This is a genomic window from Enterobacter sp. GD03975 (assembly GCF_029838645.1).
In the GTDB taxonomy this organism is placed as follows: domain Bacteria; phylum Pseudomonadota; class Gammaproteobacteria; order Enterobacterales; family Enterobacteriaceae; genus Enterobacter; species Enterobacter quasihormaechei.
The window spans coordinates 23,899-37,946 of record NZ_JAOBZC010000018.1 but is presented as its reverse complement, the minus strand read 5'-3'; the positions used below and the strand labels follow the sequence as shown (position 1 = coordinate 37,946).

Below are 14,048 nucleotides of genomic sequence, written 5' to 3'. Positions count from 1 at the left end.
GCAGCAGTCCGGTATTTTTAGGCAATAAAAAAAGCCCAATACATTCTTTGGGTGAATATATTGGGCTGGTCTGTATTTAATTTAACTTAAATTAAGTTTCAGAATTCAGTCTTACAAAAGCCCGTCATCTCTTTCAGGCCCATTTCGCGGCCAAGCTCGGTCATCGGGTGCACCACCACCAGGCCACGGACGCTTTTCTTCAGCTTGCCCATGTCGGCCTGCTCTTTTTTGGTGATCGCGCGGCGATGCGGCATGTTCATCAGCTTCTGTGCTTCTTTACTCAGCTTCTGGCCTTTCACTTCGCGCAGGCGCTCGATTTCCGCTTCCAGCTTCACGGACTCTTTTTCCAGCTCGGCGTATTTCTCGGCGGAATCGACCAGGGAGAGACCGGCCATTTGATGGCGGACCAGATCCAGACGGTCGCTCAGGCGTTTAATTTCGTTCTTTTCGACTTCTTTCATGACAAATAACTCTGAAAACGGGGAATTTACAGGGAAGGATACACCAATGTGTGCGGGCTTACTTCTGAAACGCTTTTTTTAAGCTGATTTTAGAAATCAGCTCAGTCAGGGAAAGCACCATGGTGGAGCGGACAACCTGTTGATAACGCAGCTTTTGCATCGCGTACAGCTCAGGGTCGCTGTTATCAAACGGAGGTGCAGGAGGCAGGGCGGATACGCAGTGCAGCTCGCCGAAGGGACCGAGGATCTCATCATCGGTAAAGGTATACTCGTTACCGTCATGATTGAGCTCTTCGCGCAGCGCCATTAAGAGCTCGGCGTCTTCATACTCCTGGCGGTTGAGCACGCCAAGACCGTAGATCAGCTTCAGCCGTACCGATAAATCGCCCAGCGGTCCGTCTCCGTCCAGCAACGGTTCAACAGCATACTTTACCGCGTAGTCGTCTTTGCGAAACACCTGAAGCACCAGAATGTTCACCGCCTCGGTTAACAGCTCGACGGCGGCAATCAGAAAGCTTCGTACGGTTTTGCCAGCATTCAGACGCTCAAGCACACGATTTTCAAAGGCCTGGGTTTGTTCCATTGTTGCCTGCATATCTGACAATCTGTTATTCGGGCGCAGGCTCACCTGCGCCGGATTCTGCATCATTTGGTTGCGTTGTATGCGTTAACCGCCTCCGCAACCACGTCGCTGCTGGCATCCAGACCGGAGATCTGCGCCAGCGCAGCCTGCGCGCCTTCGTCATCAATCAGCTGAGCCAGCTCAATCGCCTGCGGGTCCTGCTCGCTGCGGTAGTGCATCGCGGCAGCAATCCCTTTCACCAGGTTGGCGTGCGGCAGGCCGTATTCCAGCGTGCCCAGCAGCGGTTTAATCAGGCGGTCGCCCGCGCTCAGCTTACGCAGCGGCTGACGGCCCACGCGCTCAACGTCATCTTTCAGATACGGGTTTTCAAAACGACCGAGGATTTTCTGGATGTATGCTGCGTGTTTATCAGCATCAAAACCGTAGCGTTTGATCAGCACCGCGCCGCTCTCTTCCATTGCGCCTTTGACCACCGCACGGATGTTCTCATCGAGGATCGCGTCGCGAATGGTCTGATGACCGGCCAATTTTCCGAGGTACGCGGTTATAGCATGCCCGGTGTTCAGCGTGAAGAGTTTACGTTCGACAAATGCCATCAGGTTATCAGTGAGTTCCATTCCCGGAATGGTCGGCAGCGCGCCCTTGAACTGGGTTTTATCGACGATCCACTCGCTGAAGGTTTCCACGGTCACTTCCAGCGGATCGTTGGTGGCGGATTCGGACGGCGGAACGATGCGGTCTACGGCGGAATCCACAAACCCGACGTGCGCTTCAACCCAGGCTTTATCTTCCTCTGCAACGGCGGCAAGAACGTGGCCTTTCAGCTGCGTGGTGCCGCGCACCATGTTTTCACAGGCGATGATGTTCAGCGGTGTTTCAATGCCCTGTGCTTTACGCTTCGCCAGGCCTTTTGCGACCGCCGGGGCGATGCGTTCGAGCACTACCGGCCCTACGGCTGTGGTGACCAGGTCAACGTTTGCGATGAGGTCAATCACGTCGTCGCCAATGCTGCTCACCGCGTTCACGCCAGAAACCGTTTCAACCTGCTCGTTTTCACCGACTACATGTACCTGATAGCTATGACGGGCGTTCAGGGCATCCAGAACCACCTGATTCACATCGGCGAATGTCAGGGTAATGCCCGCGTCTGCCAGCAGTTTACCGATAAAGCCACGACCAATATTACCTGCGCCAAAATGTAATGCTTTCATAGTATTAACCTTCATCAATGTTTTTACCCGAGAGGGCTGGGGTGAGAAACGTTTTCCCCTCACCCTAGCCCTCTCCCCGTCGGGGAGAGGGAAGAGACGCTGTTATTTGTTGAGCAGCGCCAGCACTTCTTCAACGCTGGTGGTATTAGCCAGACGCTCGATGACCGTTTCATCATCCAGGGCGTTGGTCAGGCTGGTAATCACCTGAATGTGCTCGTTGTTGCGAGCGGCGATACCAATCACCAGACGGGCGATGTCGTCTTCTTCTTCACCGAAGCGCACGCCGTCAGGATACTGACAGAACACCACGCCGGTTTTCAGCACGCGGTCTTTCGCTTCAACCGTACCGTGCGGAACCGCGATGGATTCACCCAGGTAGGTAGGCGTCAGCTTTTCACGCTCCAGCATCGCGTCAACGTATTCAGGCTGAACGTAGCCACCTTTCACCAGCTGCTCACCGGCGAAGCGAATCGCCTCTTCTTTATTGGTCGCGGTGCGGCCGAGGAAGATGTTTTCCGCGCCCAGTCTGAACAGATGCGCGTTGCTCTCGTCAAAGCTGTCTTGCAGGCTGGAGCGCACCTTCACTTCGTTATCTTCATGGCGCTGGGCCGCAACCAGACGTTCGGTCAGGCTGGTGTACAGGCCGCTGTCCAGGAAGTTGGTCAGGGAAATGTGCTGCGCCTGCGGCACCTGACGCATGGCGCGCTCGGTCAGATCGCGGTGCGTGATCACCAGGTCAACGTCCGGCGGCAGGTTGTTAATCGCGCTGTTGGTCACGGAGATGTTGGTCAGACCCGCATCCTGCACTTTCTTACGCAGCACGCCGGCACCCATTGCGCTGGAACCCATACCGGCGTCGCAGGCCACGATGATTTTACGCACGTGGCTCAGGTCGTTAGAGACATCGCCTGCCGCCAGCGGCGTAGCGCCTTTGGATTCGGCTTTCATGTCGTGCATACGGCGGGTTGCCGCTTCGATATCGTCGTCTTCCTTCACCTTGCTGGTTTTCAGCAGGATAGCGGATGCCACGAAGGAGACCGCCATGGCCGCACAGATTGCCGCGATGTTCGCGAAGTACGCGCCTTTCGGCGTCATCGCCAGCACCGCCAGGATAGAGCCCGGAGAAGCAGGGGAGACCAGACCGCCGCCCAGCACGCTCAGGGTGAACACGCCGGTCATACCGCCGAGGATAACGGCCAGGATAAGACGCGGGTTCATCAGCACGTACGGGAAGTAAATTTCGTGGATACCGCCCAGGAAGTGGATGATAGCCGCGCCGCCAGCAGACTGTTTCGCGCTGCCGCGACCAAAGAACATGTACGCCAGCAGAACGCCCATGCCCGGACCCGGGTTGGCTTCAATCAGGAAGAAGATGGACTTGCCGAGATCGTGAGACTGCTGAATACCCAGCGGGGAGAAGATACCGTGGTTGATGGCGTTGTTAAGGAACAGGATTTTCGCCGGTTCAACGAAGATAGACGCCAGCGGCAGCATGTCGTGCGCCACCATGAAGTTAACGCCCGCCGCCAGCAGTTTGGACAGCACTTCAACCGCCGGACCAATGCCGAGGAACGCCAGAATCGCGAGGATCATCCCGATGATGCCCGCGGAGAAGTTGTTCACCAGCATTTCGAAGCCGGACTTGATCTTGCCATCGACCCAGACGTCGAATTTCTTAATCGCCCAGCCGCCCAGAGGACCGGCAATCATCGCACCGAGGAACATCGGCATATCCGCACCGACGATCACGCCCATGGTTGTGATGGCACCCACGACGCCACCGCGGTCACCGCCCACCAGACGACCACCGGTATAACCGATGAGCAGCGGCAGCAGGTATGTGATCATTGGGCCAACAAGTTTCGCCAGCGTTTCGTTAGGCAACCACCCTGTCGGAATAAACAATGCGGTGATAATACCCCACGCGATAAACGCGCCGATATTTGGCATCACCATGTTGCTGAGGAAACGACCAAAGCTTTGCACTTTGATCTTGAAATCGGATGACATAAAACACCCCTTCTTATGTTTACGCTTAGGCTTATGGCCCGAGGTTTATCGTTAATGTGCGGCGGCAGAGGTAGCCGGGCCCTGTTCTGATGCTGTGAAATCTGGCACTGAATCGTTCAACTGTCCAGACAGCGAAATTTTGTGTGATCGCAGTCACGTAAATGTAGGGGGTGTGGTGATTAATGAAGTGATGGAGATCACATAATGAGTGTGTAAAAAAAATACATCGCGCAAAATTGCGCCAGATTGGCGTGCTTTTTGTGATAATAATCACATTTCTAAGTTGGCGGTTTGTTTCTGGATTGTGATTTGATTCACAAAATATTTTTATACGGATTCCTCCCGTATCGCCTGAAGTCAGGAATGCGATACGCATACCTGCCTTTTTTCACGGCGTGATCCATACTGACCTCTTTGTGGGCATTAAGGATAAGCAATGAAACTCATCGGCAGTTATACCAGTCCTTTCGTGCGTAAGATTTCGATTCTCCTGCTGGAGAAAGGGATTGAATTTGAATTCGTGAATGAACAGCCCTACAACGCTGAGAACGGCGTTGCGCAGTACAACCCGCTGGGTAAAGTTCCGGCGCTGATCACGGACGAGGGTGACTACTGGTTTGATTCCCCAATCATTGCGGAATACATCGAGCTGCTTGGCGTTGCGCCAGCCATGCTGCCGGCGGATCCAAAAGCGGCGCTGGCGGTGAAGCAAATTGAAGCGCTGGCCGATGGCATTATGGACGCAGCGTTAACGTCCGTGCGCGAGCAGGCGAGGCCCGCCGCACAGCAGTCAGAGGATGAACTGCTGCGTCAGCGAGAAAAAATCAGCCGCAGCCTGGATAGGTGTGAACAGCTGATCCGCGACGGTAAAATCCAAAGCGATAGCCTGAATCTGGCGACGATCGCCATCGCCTGCGCCATTGGCTACCTCAATTTCCGCCGGGTCTCGCCTGGGTGGTGTGTGGATCGCCCGCTGCTGGTTAAGCTGGCGGAGACGCTCTTCCAGCGCGAAAGTTTTGCCCGCACCGAACCACCAAAGGCTTGATGCGGGTTATAACACTTCCCGGCAGGAGGCGGTACAATCCCCCCACATGTTAACTCCCTCTCCCGTCGGGAGGGGGGAAGATATTTACTCGCCAGGCGCATTCATGACTACTCATCATTCCCTCTACAGCCAGATCCCCGCAACCGATCGTCTGCTTCGTGACCCGCGCATAGCCGCGGTGCTGGCGCAGTTTGGCCATACTGCAACGGTCGACATGCTACGCCAGCTTCAGGATGACGCGCGTCGTCATATTCAGGCTGAGAACGCGCTTCCTGGCTGGTGCATGGCGTGGGAGCAGGAAGTTGAACGGAGGCTGAATGAGCGCGCGCAAAGCGCGTTGCGCCCGGTCATTAACCTGACGGGCACGGTTCTGCACACCAATCTGGGCCGTGCACAACAGGCGGAAGAGGCGATACAGGCCGTCACCCGGGCCATGCGCTCGGCGGTGACGCTGGAGTACGATCTGGACGGCGCCGGGCGCGGGCATCGCGATCGCGCGCTGGCCGATCTGCTCTGCCAGATCACCGGCGCGGAAGATGCCTGCATTGTGAATAACAACGCGGCGGCGGTGCTGTTGATGCTGGCGGCTACCGCGAGCGGGAAAGAGGTTGTCGTCTCTCGCGGCGAGCTGGTGGAGATCGGCGGGGCATTTCGAATTCCGGATGTCATGCGCCAGGCGGGGTGCACGCTGCATGAAGTGGGCACAACCAACCGTACCCATGCTAAAGATTATCGCGCGGCGGTGAATGAAAACACCGCGCTGCTGATGAAAGTGCATACCAGCAATTACCATATCGAGGGGTTCACCAAAACGGTGGATGAGGCCGAGCTGGCTGCCATTGGGCGCGAACTTAACGTGCCGGTGATCGCCGATCTCGGCAGCGGGTCGCTGGTGGATATGCGCCAGTACGGTCTGCCGAAAGAGCCAATGGTGCAGGAAATGGTTGCCGCGGGCGTAAGCCTGGTCAGTTTCTCTGGCGATAAACTGCTGGGCGGACCACAGGCGGGGATTATCGTCGGCAGGCGCGAGCTGATTGCGCAGCTACAGCAACATCCGCTGAAGCGCGCCCTGCGGGCCGATAAAATGACGCTGGCCGCGCTGGAAGCCACGCTGCGGCTCTATCTTCACCCGGAGAAACTGGCTGACCGCCTGCCCACGTTGCGTTTGCTAAGCCGTAATGCAGCCTCCATTCGCGCGCGCGCGGAAGCGCTACTGCCGCAGGTTGCTCCTCACTACCCTGAATTTGATGTTCGTATCGAGCCCTGTCTGTCGCAAATTGGCAGCGGCTCGCTGCCCGTGGACAGATTACCGAGCGAAGCGCTGACGTTCACCCCGCGCGACGGACGCGGAAGCCAGCTTGAGGCGCTGTCGGCGCGCTGGCGTGCATTACCGACGCCGGTGATTGGCCGTATCGGTGATGGCCGCATGTGGCTGGATTTACGCTGTCTGGAAGATGAAGTGCGGTTTCTGGAGATGATGTTGAAATGATTATTGCCACCGCCGGTCACGTTGACCACGGCAAAACCACGTTATTGCAGGCCATTACGGGCGTAAATGCCGATCGCCTGCCGGAAGAGAAAAAGCGCGGCATGACCATTGACCTGGGATACGCCTACTGGCCGCTGTCCGATGGCCGCGTGCTGGGCTTTATCGACGTGCCCGGCCACGAGAAGTTTCTGTCCAATATGCTCGCGGGCGTGGGCGGTATCGATCACGCTCTGCTGGTGGTCGCGTGCGATGACGGGGTGATGGCGCAAACGCGCGAGCATCTGGCTATCCTGCAACTGACGGGCAGCCCGCAGCTGACCGTCGCCCTCACCAAAGCGGACCGTGTGGATGAGGCGCGTATCGATGAGGTGCGTAAAGAGGTGCTGGCGACGCTCGATGAATACGGTTTTAAGGATGCGTCACTGTTTGTCACCGTGGCGACAGAAGGCCGCGGTATCGACGCCCTTCGCGACCATTTGCAGCAGATCCCGTCTTGTGAGCATGCCAGCCATCACCGTTTCCGTCTGGCGATCGACAGGGCGTTCACCGTGAAAGGTGCTGGGCTGGTGGTGACCGGCACCGCGCTGAGCGGCGAAGTGAACGTGGGCGATACCCTGTGGCTGACGGGCGTAAATAAACCGATGCGCGTGCGCGAACTTCACGCGCAAAACCAGCCGGTGGAACGGGCCCATGCCGGGCAGCGTATCGCCCTGAACGTTGCCGGGGATGCCGGGAAAGAGCAGCTCAACCGTGGTGACTGGCTGATGGCTGACGCGCCGCCAGAACCTTGCGGGCGGGCGATCGTCTCTCTCCAGACCCACACGCCGCTGACCCAGTGGCAGCCGCTGCATATCCACCACGCGGCCAGCCACATCACCGGGCGCGTGTCGCTGCTGGAAAACGATCTTGCCGAGCTGGTGTTCGACTCCCCGCTCTGGCTGGCGGATAACGACCGCCTGGTCCTGCGCGATATTTCGGCGCGGGAAACGCTGGCGGGCGCGCGCGTGGTCATGCTTAATCCGCCCCGTCGCGGCAAGCGTAAGCCCGAGTATTTACAGTGGCTGGGCGCGCTGGCGAAGGCCCGCGATGATAAGTCTGCGTTAGATATCCACCTTGAACGTGGTGCGGTGGATCTGGCTGCGTTCGCCTGGGCGCGCCAGCTCAGCGGCGAAGGATTGCGGCTTCTGACGCAGGAGCCAGGTTTTATTCAGGCCGGTAACAGCCTGCTGAACGCGCCGGTGGCGGCGCGCTGGCAGCGTAAGGTGCTGAGCACGCTGGCCACCTACCATGAACAGCATCAGGATGAGCCAGGCCCGGGCCGTGAGCGTCTGCGGCGCATGGCGTTGCCGATGGAAGACGACGCGCTGGTGCTGCTGCTGATTGAAAACATGCGCGCCAGCGGCGCGATCGCAAGCCATCACGGCTGGCTGCACCTGCCGGAACACAAGGCGGGTTTTACCGCCGAGCAGGACGCGGTCTGGCAAAAGGTGGCGACGCTGTTTGGCGATGAACCGTGGTGGGTACGCGATCTGGCGCGTGAAACCCATACTGATGAGCAGCTAATGCGTCAGGTACTGCGCCATGCGGCCCAGCAGGGCATGATTGTGGCGATCGTGAAAGATCGTTATTACCGCAACGATCGGATCGTGGCGTTTGCGAACCTGATCCGCGAGCTGGATCATGCGCGCGGATCGACCTGCGCCGCTGACTTCCGCGATCGGCTGAACGTGGGACGCAAGCTGGCGATTCAGATCCTGGAGTACTTCAACCGCATCGGGTTTACACGTCGTCGCGGCAATGACCATGTGCTCCGCGACGCGCAGTTATTTCCGTAAGCGTTAAGCGCTGCGCGCCTGCTTCTGCTTAGCCAGCCAGACCGCACCCAGCCTTCCCGCCTGGTTGCCCAGCTCGCAGGGGAGGATGGGCACCCGGAGCGCTTCCCACTCCTCGAATCGCTGTAAGTATTTATCCAGCAGGAGATAAATTTTCTCCTGCTCGCTAATGCCCCCGCCAATCAGCACCGCCTGCGGATCGAACATAGAGATCACGCTGTAGATGCCGCGCGACAGACAGTGCGCCCACTCTTCAATGGCCTCGCGCAGATGCACGTCGCTGTCCATGCGTTTAAACAGCTCCTCGCCGTCAGGCATTTCGTCTTCCGACACGGCCAGCGCGCGGCGGCAGGCTTTCATCAGGCCGCTGGCAGACGCCACTTCATGCATCGGTTCGCCCTCATTGCCCACGGGCAGCACGCCAAATTCACCCGCCCGATAGTGCGATCCGCGGTAGAGATCGCCCTCCATGACGATACCGCCGCCGATGCCGGTACCGATGGTGATGCAGACGAAATGCTCATAGTCCTTGCCCGCGCCCTGCCAGCGCTCGCCCAGCGCCGCGCAGTTGGCATCGTTTTCGATTGTCACGGGGAGATCGGTCAGCTGTGCGAACAGTTCGCACAGGTTTTCGCCGTCAAGATAGTCCAGCGCCCCGGCTTTGGCCGCTTCGCCGGTGTGGTGATTGATGTGTCCCGGAAAACTCACACCAATGCCGGCGATCTCGTGCTCCTGGCAGTACTTATCCACCACCGCTTTCCACTTCTCTTTGAAGGTGCTTTCATCGTCCGGCGTGTCATATTCATCGGATGTCAGTTCTTCGCCGTTTTCGTTAATTACGCCGTGTTTGATGTGGGTTCCACCCACGTCAAAGCCGATAAATAGCTGCATTGCATCGTTCCTCATGTGCCCCTGAACTATTAATTATGGCTCCGGCGGCAGAAACGAAACGTAAAGTACGGTAATCCGTGATGCGGCTCGTAAACCCGCTACCCGCTGGCGAGAAAATCACCAGCCGGAACTACCCTTGTTGTACACCTACTGCAAGGAGACGGTCATGACAAACAATCCTCCCTCATCGCGTATCCAGCCTGGCGAGTATGGTTTTCCCCTTAAGCTCAAGCCCCGCTATGACAACTTTATCGGTGGCGACTGGGTGGCACCCGTCGACGGTGAATACTATTCCAACCTGACGCCCGTCACCGGCCAGCCGTTATGTGAAATTGCCAGTTCGGGCAAGCGGGATATTGATTTAGCGCTGGATGCGGCACATAAGGTGAAGGATAAATGGGGACAGACCTCCGTGCAGGACAGGGCGGCCATTTTGTTCAAAATCGCTGACCGGATGGAGCAGAATCTGGAGCTGCTGGCAACGGCAGAAACGTGGGACAACGGCAAGCCGATCCGCGAAACCATGGCGGCAGACGTCCCGCTGGCGATTGACCATTTCCGCTATTTTGCCTCCTGCATTCGTGCTCAGGAGGGTGGGATCAGCGAGGTCGACAGCGACACCGTGGCGTATCACTTCCACGAGCCGCTGGGCGTGGTGGGGCAAATCATTCCCTGGAACTTCCCGCTGCTGATGGCGAGCTGGAAAATGGCCCCCGCGCTGGCGGCGGGCAACTGCGTTGTGCTGAAACCCGCGCGCTTAACCCCGCTTTCGGTGCTGCTGCTGATGGAGGTGATTGGCGATCTGTTGCCGCCGGGCGTCATTAACGTGGTCAACGGGGCCGGGGGCGAAATTGGGGAATATCTTGCCACCTCAAAACGTATCGCCAAAGTGGCGTTCACCGGCTCAACGGAAGTGGGTCAGCAGATCATGCAGTACGCGACCCAGAACATCATTCCGGTCACGCTCGAGCTGGGCGGCAAATCGCCGAACATCTTCTTTGCCGACGTAATGGATGAAGAGGATGCCTTCTTCGACAAAGCGCTGGAAGGGTTTGCGCTGTTCGCGTTCAACCAGGGTGAAGTCTGTACCTGTCCGAGCCGCGCGCTGGTGCAGGAATCCATTTATGAGCGTTTTATGGAGCGGGCGATCCGGCGCGTGGAGTCGATCCGCAGCGGTAACCCGCTGGATAACGTCACCCAGATGGGGGCACAGGTATCGCATGGCCAGCTGGAAACCATCCTCAACTATATCGATATCGGTAAAAAAGAGGGGGCCGATGTGCTGACCGGCGGACGCCGTAAGGTACTGGGCGGCGATTTACAGGAGGGCTACTACCTTGAGCCGACCATCCTGTTCGGTCAGAACAACATGCGTGTATTCCAGGAGGAAATTTTTGGGCCGGTGCTGGCGGTCACGACGTTTAAAACCATGGACGAGGCGCTGGAGCTCGCCAACGATACGCAGTATGGCCTGGGGGCGGGCGTCTGGAGCCGTAACGGTAATCTGGCCTACAAAATGGGCCGCGGCATTCAGGCCGGTCGCGTGTGGACCAACTGCTATCACGCCTATCCAGCTCATGCGGCGTTTGGCGGCTACAAGCAGTCGGGCATCGGGCGTGAAACCCATAAGATGATGCTGGAGCACTACCAGCAAACGAAATGTCTGTTGGTCAGCTACTCCGAAAAACCGCTGGGGCTGTTTTAAACTTCCGGCTCAGGCCGTCGCGGATGGCCTGAGCCGGGTTAAAGCCGGGTGGCGGCTTCGCCTTACCCAGCCTACGATAGTGGCCGCATTTTTATTTGCAACCTGACAATCTTCCCTCTTCTTTTCTCGATGCCTCTTCCTGTTTCGCTAAAGTCTGGCTGCGCTGCCGTTTTTAATGCGGTAGTCTCATTCAACCCAGTAGCGATGGTGTGTATCATGTGTATAATCAGGGAAGGATTGGGATGTGAAAAGTGCGGATATCATTACTGTTCTGGTTAGCCATGGCTGGAAATGTGTAAGAACGAAGGGAAGCCATCATCAGTTTCGCCATCCAGTGCAAAAAGGGTTAGTTACCGTCCCACATCCTAAAAAGGACATTAAACCAGGCACTCTCGCACAAATCTGGCGACAGGCGGGAATTAAACACTGATATCAGGAGTAGTTATGTTTTATCCGGCTTACATTCATTCTGATTCCGACGGTAGCGCCAGTGGTTTCTTTCCTGACGTTCCGGGGTGTTTTTTTGCGGGGGATTCACTGGATGATGCTTTTCAGGACGCACGTGATGCATTAACTGCCCATTTTGAAGCGTTGTTTGAAATGGATGAAATGTTGCCACTTCCGGGTATGGTTGAAGCGCATCTGGCAAGTCATCCGGAGGATTTCATTGGCGGACAATGGTTGCTGGTGGATATCAATATGAAACAGTTTGAAGGCAAAGTAGAGCGCATCAATATTACGATACCTCGCCGTTTGCTGGTGAAGATTGATTCCTTTGTCAGCGAGCATCCCCAATTTACTAACCGAAGTGCTTTTCTTGCAGAGGCAGCACGGCGTGTATTGGCTTAACGTTCTCCCTCTCCCGTGGGAGAGGGTCGGGGTGAGGGCAACAGGCCGCAGTTAATCAGCCTTCATCCACACATATCCGCATTTACCCTAAGCTAAAAGTATCCGCGCCCGCTCTTTGACCCACAGCATCCTTAACGCTTCGCACGCAAGGTATGATGCGCTAACGATAATTTAACGGACAGACTTTTAACCTGCGCGAGGCGTTATCCATGAACCGATTTATCATGGCGGATCCTGAAAAATGCATCGGATGCCGCACCTGCGAGGTGGCGTGCATGATGTCGCATGAAAGCACCGCCGCGCCAGACGCGTTTACGTCACGGATCCGGGTGGTTAAGGGGAACGCTTTCACCACGGCTGTAGGTTGCCATCAGTGTGAAGATGCGCCCTGCGCCAATGTCTGCCCGACGCAGGCCATTCGCCGCGCTGCGGGAGCATGGTTCGTTGAGCAATCGCGCTGTATCGGCTGCAAAAGCTGTATGGTGGCGTGCCCGTTCGGGGCAATGCAGGTTCGGGTCGTGGAAGGTCGCGTTCAGGCGCTGAAATGTGATTTGTGCGCGCATCGCGAGGGTGGGCCAGCCTGCGTTGAAGCCTGCCCTACCCACGCGCTGCGCTGCATCGACCCCGCCAGATTACGCGCGGAACGGGTGCGTAATCTGGCCTGAGGTCTTATTAACCCGCCTCGTGCCAGGCGTTCTCGATCTCTTCGGCGAGAATCTTCACACCCGCTTCGATTTTTTCCGGGTCCGGGACGTAGTTCATGCGCATGCACTGGTGCGTGTGCGGCCACGGCTTATCCAGCCCCGGGAAGAAGTAATCCCCCGGCACCATCAGCACGCCACGCTTTTTCAGGCGCTGATAAAGCAGCTCTGTCGTAATGGGTAGATCCTTAAACCACAGCCACAGGAAAATTGCCCCTTCCGGTTTATGGATCAGGCAGCGTTCTTCCGGTAAGTAGCGGCGAAGAATGGCGATGGTTTCCTGAACGCGCTGAGCGTAAAACGGCTTGATCACCTCATTCGACAGGCGCAGCAGGTCGTTGCGTCTGATCATCTCGCACATCATCGCTGGGCCGATCCCGCCAGGCGAAAGGCTGATAATGCCGTTCATGTTGGTAATGGCGGTAATGATCTTTTCGTTGGCGATAATGATACCGCAGCGGCTGCCCGGCAGGCCCAGCTTGGAAAGGCTCATGCAGAGGATGATGTTCGGGTTCCACAGCGGACGCGCTTCACTAAAGATAATCCCCGGGAACGGGACGCCATAGGCGTTATCGATCACCAGCGGGATACCATGCTGATTCGCCAGCGCATCCAGCTTCATCAGCTCGTCGTCGGTGATCACGTTGCCCGTCGGGTTAGTAGGGCGTGACACGCAGATCATGCCCGTCTCTTCACCGATATGCAGATGTTCAAAATCAACGTGATATTTGAACTGGCCCTCTGGCAGCAACTCGATATTCGGGCGTGCGGAAACAAACAGGTCTTCTTCGAGGCCGGCATCGGCATAGCCGATATACTCCGGTGCCAGCGGGAACAGCACTTTTTTCGTGCTGCCGTCGGCGCGGCGCCCGGCGAACAGATTGAACAAGTAGAAAAACGCGCTCTGACTGCCGTTTGTCAGTGCAATATTCTGTGGTTCGATATCCCAGCCCAGCGCTTCCCGCAGCATCGATGCCAGAAGCGTCAGCAGTTCTGTTTTACCCTGAGGGCCGTCGTAATTACACAGCGCATCGGTTGCTTTACCGTTTTCCAGCATGTCTGCCAGTAGCGCCTGGAAGTAGGTGTTCATCTCCGGAATCTGAGCCGGGTTTCCGCCGCCGAGCATGATAGCACCGGGGGTGCGCAGCCCGTCGTTGAGGTCCTCCATCAGGCGGGTAATGCCTGAATGGCGGGTAAATTTATCGCCGAATTGTGAAAACGTCATAGCAGGTGATCTGTCGGGCTTAATATGAAAGGCAGTAACCATAACG

The 14,048-nt window shown here is 57.1% G+C and carries 13 protein-coding genes; 7 read left to right on the top strand and 6 right to left on the bottom strand.

The window, feature by feature from the left end:
• Positions 1-98: 98 nt before the first annotated feature.
• From N5C09_RS20275 to N5C09_RS20260, 4 genes are all read right to left on the bottom strand, one after another.
• Positions 99-461 (bottom strand): YibL family ribosome-associated protein, encoded by a 363-nt coding sequence (locus N5C09_RS20275; RefSeq protein ID WP_063449976.1) that lies wholly within the window; start codon positions 459-461, stop codon positions 99-101.
• 58 nt (positions 462-519) lie between these two features.
• Positions 520-1,110: a mannitol operon repressor MtlR gene (gene mtlR / locus N5C09_RS20270; protein ID WP_063865860.1), complete on the bottom strand. Its 591-nt coding sequence runs from the start codon at positions 1,108-1,110 to the stop codon at positions 520-522.
• A complete protein-coding gene (gene mtlD / locus N5C09_RS20265) occupies positions 1,107-2,255 on the bottom strand; it encodes a mannitol-1-phosphate 5-dehydrogenase (protein ID WP_279749757.1) in 1,149 nt (382 codons plus the stop codon). Before mtlD ends, mtlR begins: the two co-directional genes overlap by 4 nt.
• A gap of 102 nt (positions 2,256-2,357) precedes the next feature.
• Positions 2,358-4,265: a PTS mannitol transporter subunit IICBA gene (locus tag N5C09_RS20260; protein WP_063865856.1), complete on the bottom strand. Its 1,908-nt coding sequence runs from the start codon at positions 4,263-4,265 to the stop codon at positions 2,358-2,360.
• Positions 4,266-4,701: 436 nt separating this feature from the next.
• Here N5C09_RS20260 and N5C09_RS20255 point away from each other — a divergent pair, with 436 nt between their 5' ends.
• From N5C09_RS20255 to selB, 3 genes are all read left to right on the top strand, one after another.
• Entirely contained in the window at positions 4,702-5,310 is a 609-nt protein-coding gene (locus N5C09_RS20255; RefSeq protein ID WP_279749756.1) for a glutathione S-transferase, read from the top strand.
• A 103-nt stretch (positions 5,311-5,413) separates the two neighbouring features.
• On the top strand, positions 5,414-6,799 hold the full coding sequence (gene selA, locus N5C09_RS20250) for an L-seryl-tRNA(Sec) selenium transferase (RefSeq protein ID WP_193528311.1): 1,386 nt from the start codon (positions 5,414-5,416) through the stop codon (positions 6,797-6,799).
• Positions 6,796-8,634 carry a selenocysteine-specific translation elongation factor gene (gene selB, locus N5C09_RS20245; protein ID WP_279749755.1) on the top strand — a complete coding sequence of 613 codons (1,839 nt, stop codon included), beginning with the start codon at positions 6,796-6,798 and terminating at the stop codon, positions 8,632-8,634. The genes selA and selB overlap by 4 nt, the downstream gene beginning before the upstream one ends.
• Before the next feature lie 3 nt (positions 8,635-8,637).
• Here selB and N5C09_RS20240 read toward each other — a convergent pair whose 3' ends face one another.
• Positions 8,638-9,522: an ROK family protein gene (locus N5C09_RS20240; RefSeq protein ID WP_063865848.1), complete on the bottom strand. Its 885-nt coding sequence runs from the start codon at positions 9,520-9,522 to the stop codon at positions 8,638-8,640.
• A 166-nt stretch (positions 9,523-9,688) separates the two neighbouring features.
• On the opposite strand from N5C09_RS20240, the gene aldB reads away from it, so the two are divergent.
• The 4 genes from aldB to N5C09_RS20220 all read left to right on the top strand — a co-directional run bounded on the left by aldB (position 9,689) and on the right by N5C09_RS20220 (position 12,741).
• Positions 9,689-11,227 (top strand): aldehyde dehydrogenase AldB, encoded by a 1,539-nt coding sequence (gene aldB, locus N5C09_RS20235; protein ID WP_063865846.1) that lies wholly within the window; start codon positions 9,689-9,691, stop codon positions 11,225-11,227.
• 244 nt (positions 11,228-11,471) lie between these two features.
• On the top strand, positions 11,472-11,657 hold the full coding sequence (locus N5C09_RS20230; RefSeq protein ID WP_057979982.1) for a type II toxin-antitoxin system HicA family toxin: 186 nt from the start codon (positions 11,472-11,474) through the stop codon (positions 11,655-11,657).
• 14 nt (positions 11,658-11,671) lie between these two features.
• The gene (locus tag N5C09_RS20225; protein WP_193528314.1) at positions 11,672-12,076 is read left to right on the top strand and encodes a type II toxin-antitoxin system HicB family antitoxin; all 405 of its coding nucleotides are present in this window, start codon (positions 11,672-11,674) and stop codon (positions 12,074-12,076) included.
• Between the two features lie 209 nt (positions 12,077-12,285).
• Positions 12,286-12,741, top strand: coding sequence for a 4Fe-4S dicluster domain-containing protein (locus tag N5C09_RS20220; protein WP_279749754.1), 456 nt, complete (start codon positions 12,286-12,288; stop codon positions 12,739-12,741).
• 7 nt (positions 12,742-12,748) lie between these two features.
• On the opposite strand, the gene avtA is transcribed toward N5C09_RS20220, so the two are convergent.
• A complete protein-coding gene (gene avtA, locus N5C09_RS20215) occupies positions 12,749-14,002 on the bottom strand; it encodes a valine--pyruvate transaminase (RefSeq protein WP_063865841.1) in 1,254 nt (417 codons plus the stop codon).
• Between the last annotated feature and the right edge of the window lie 46 nt (positions 14,003-14,048).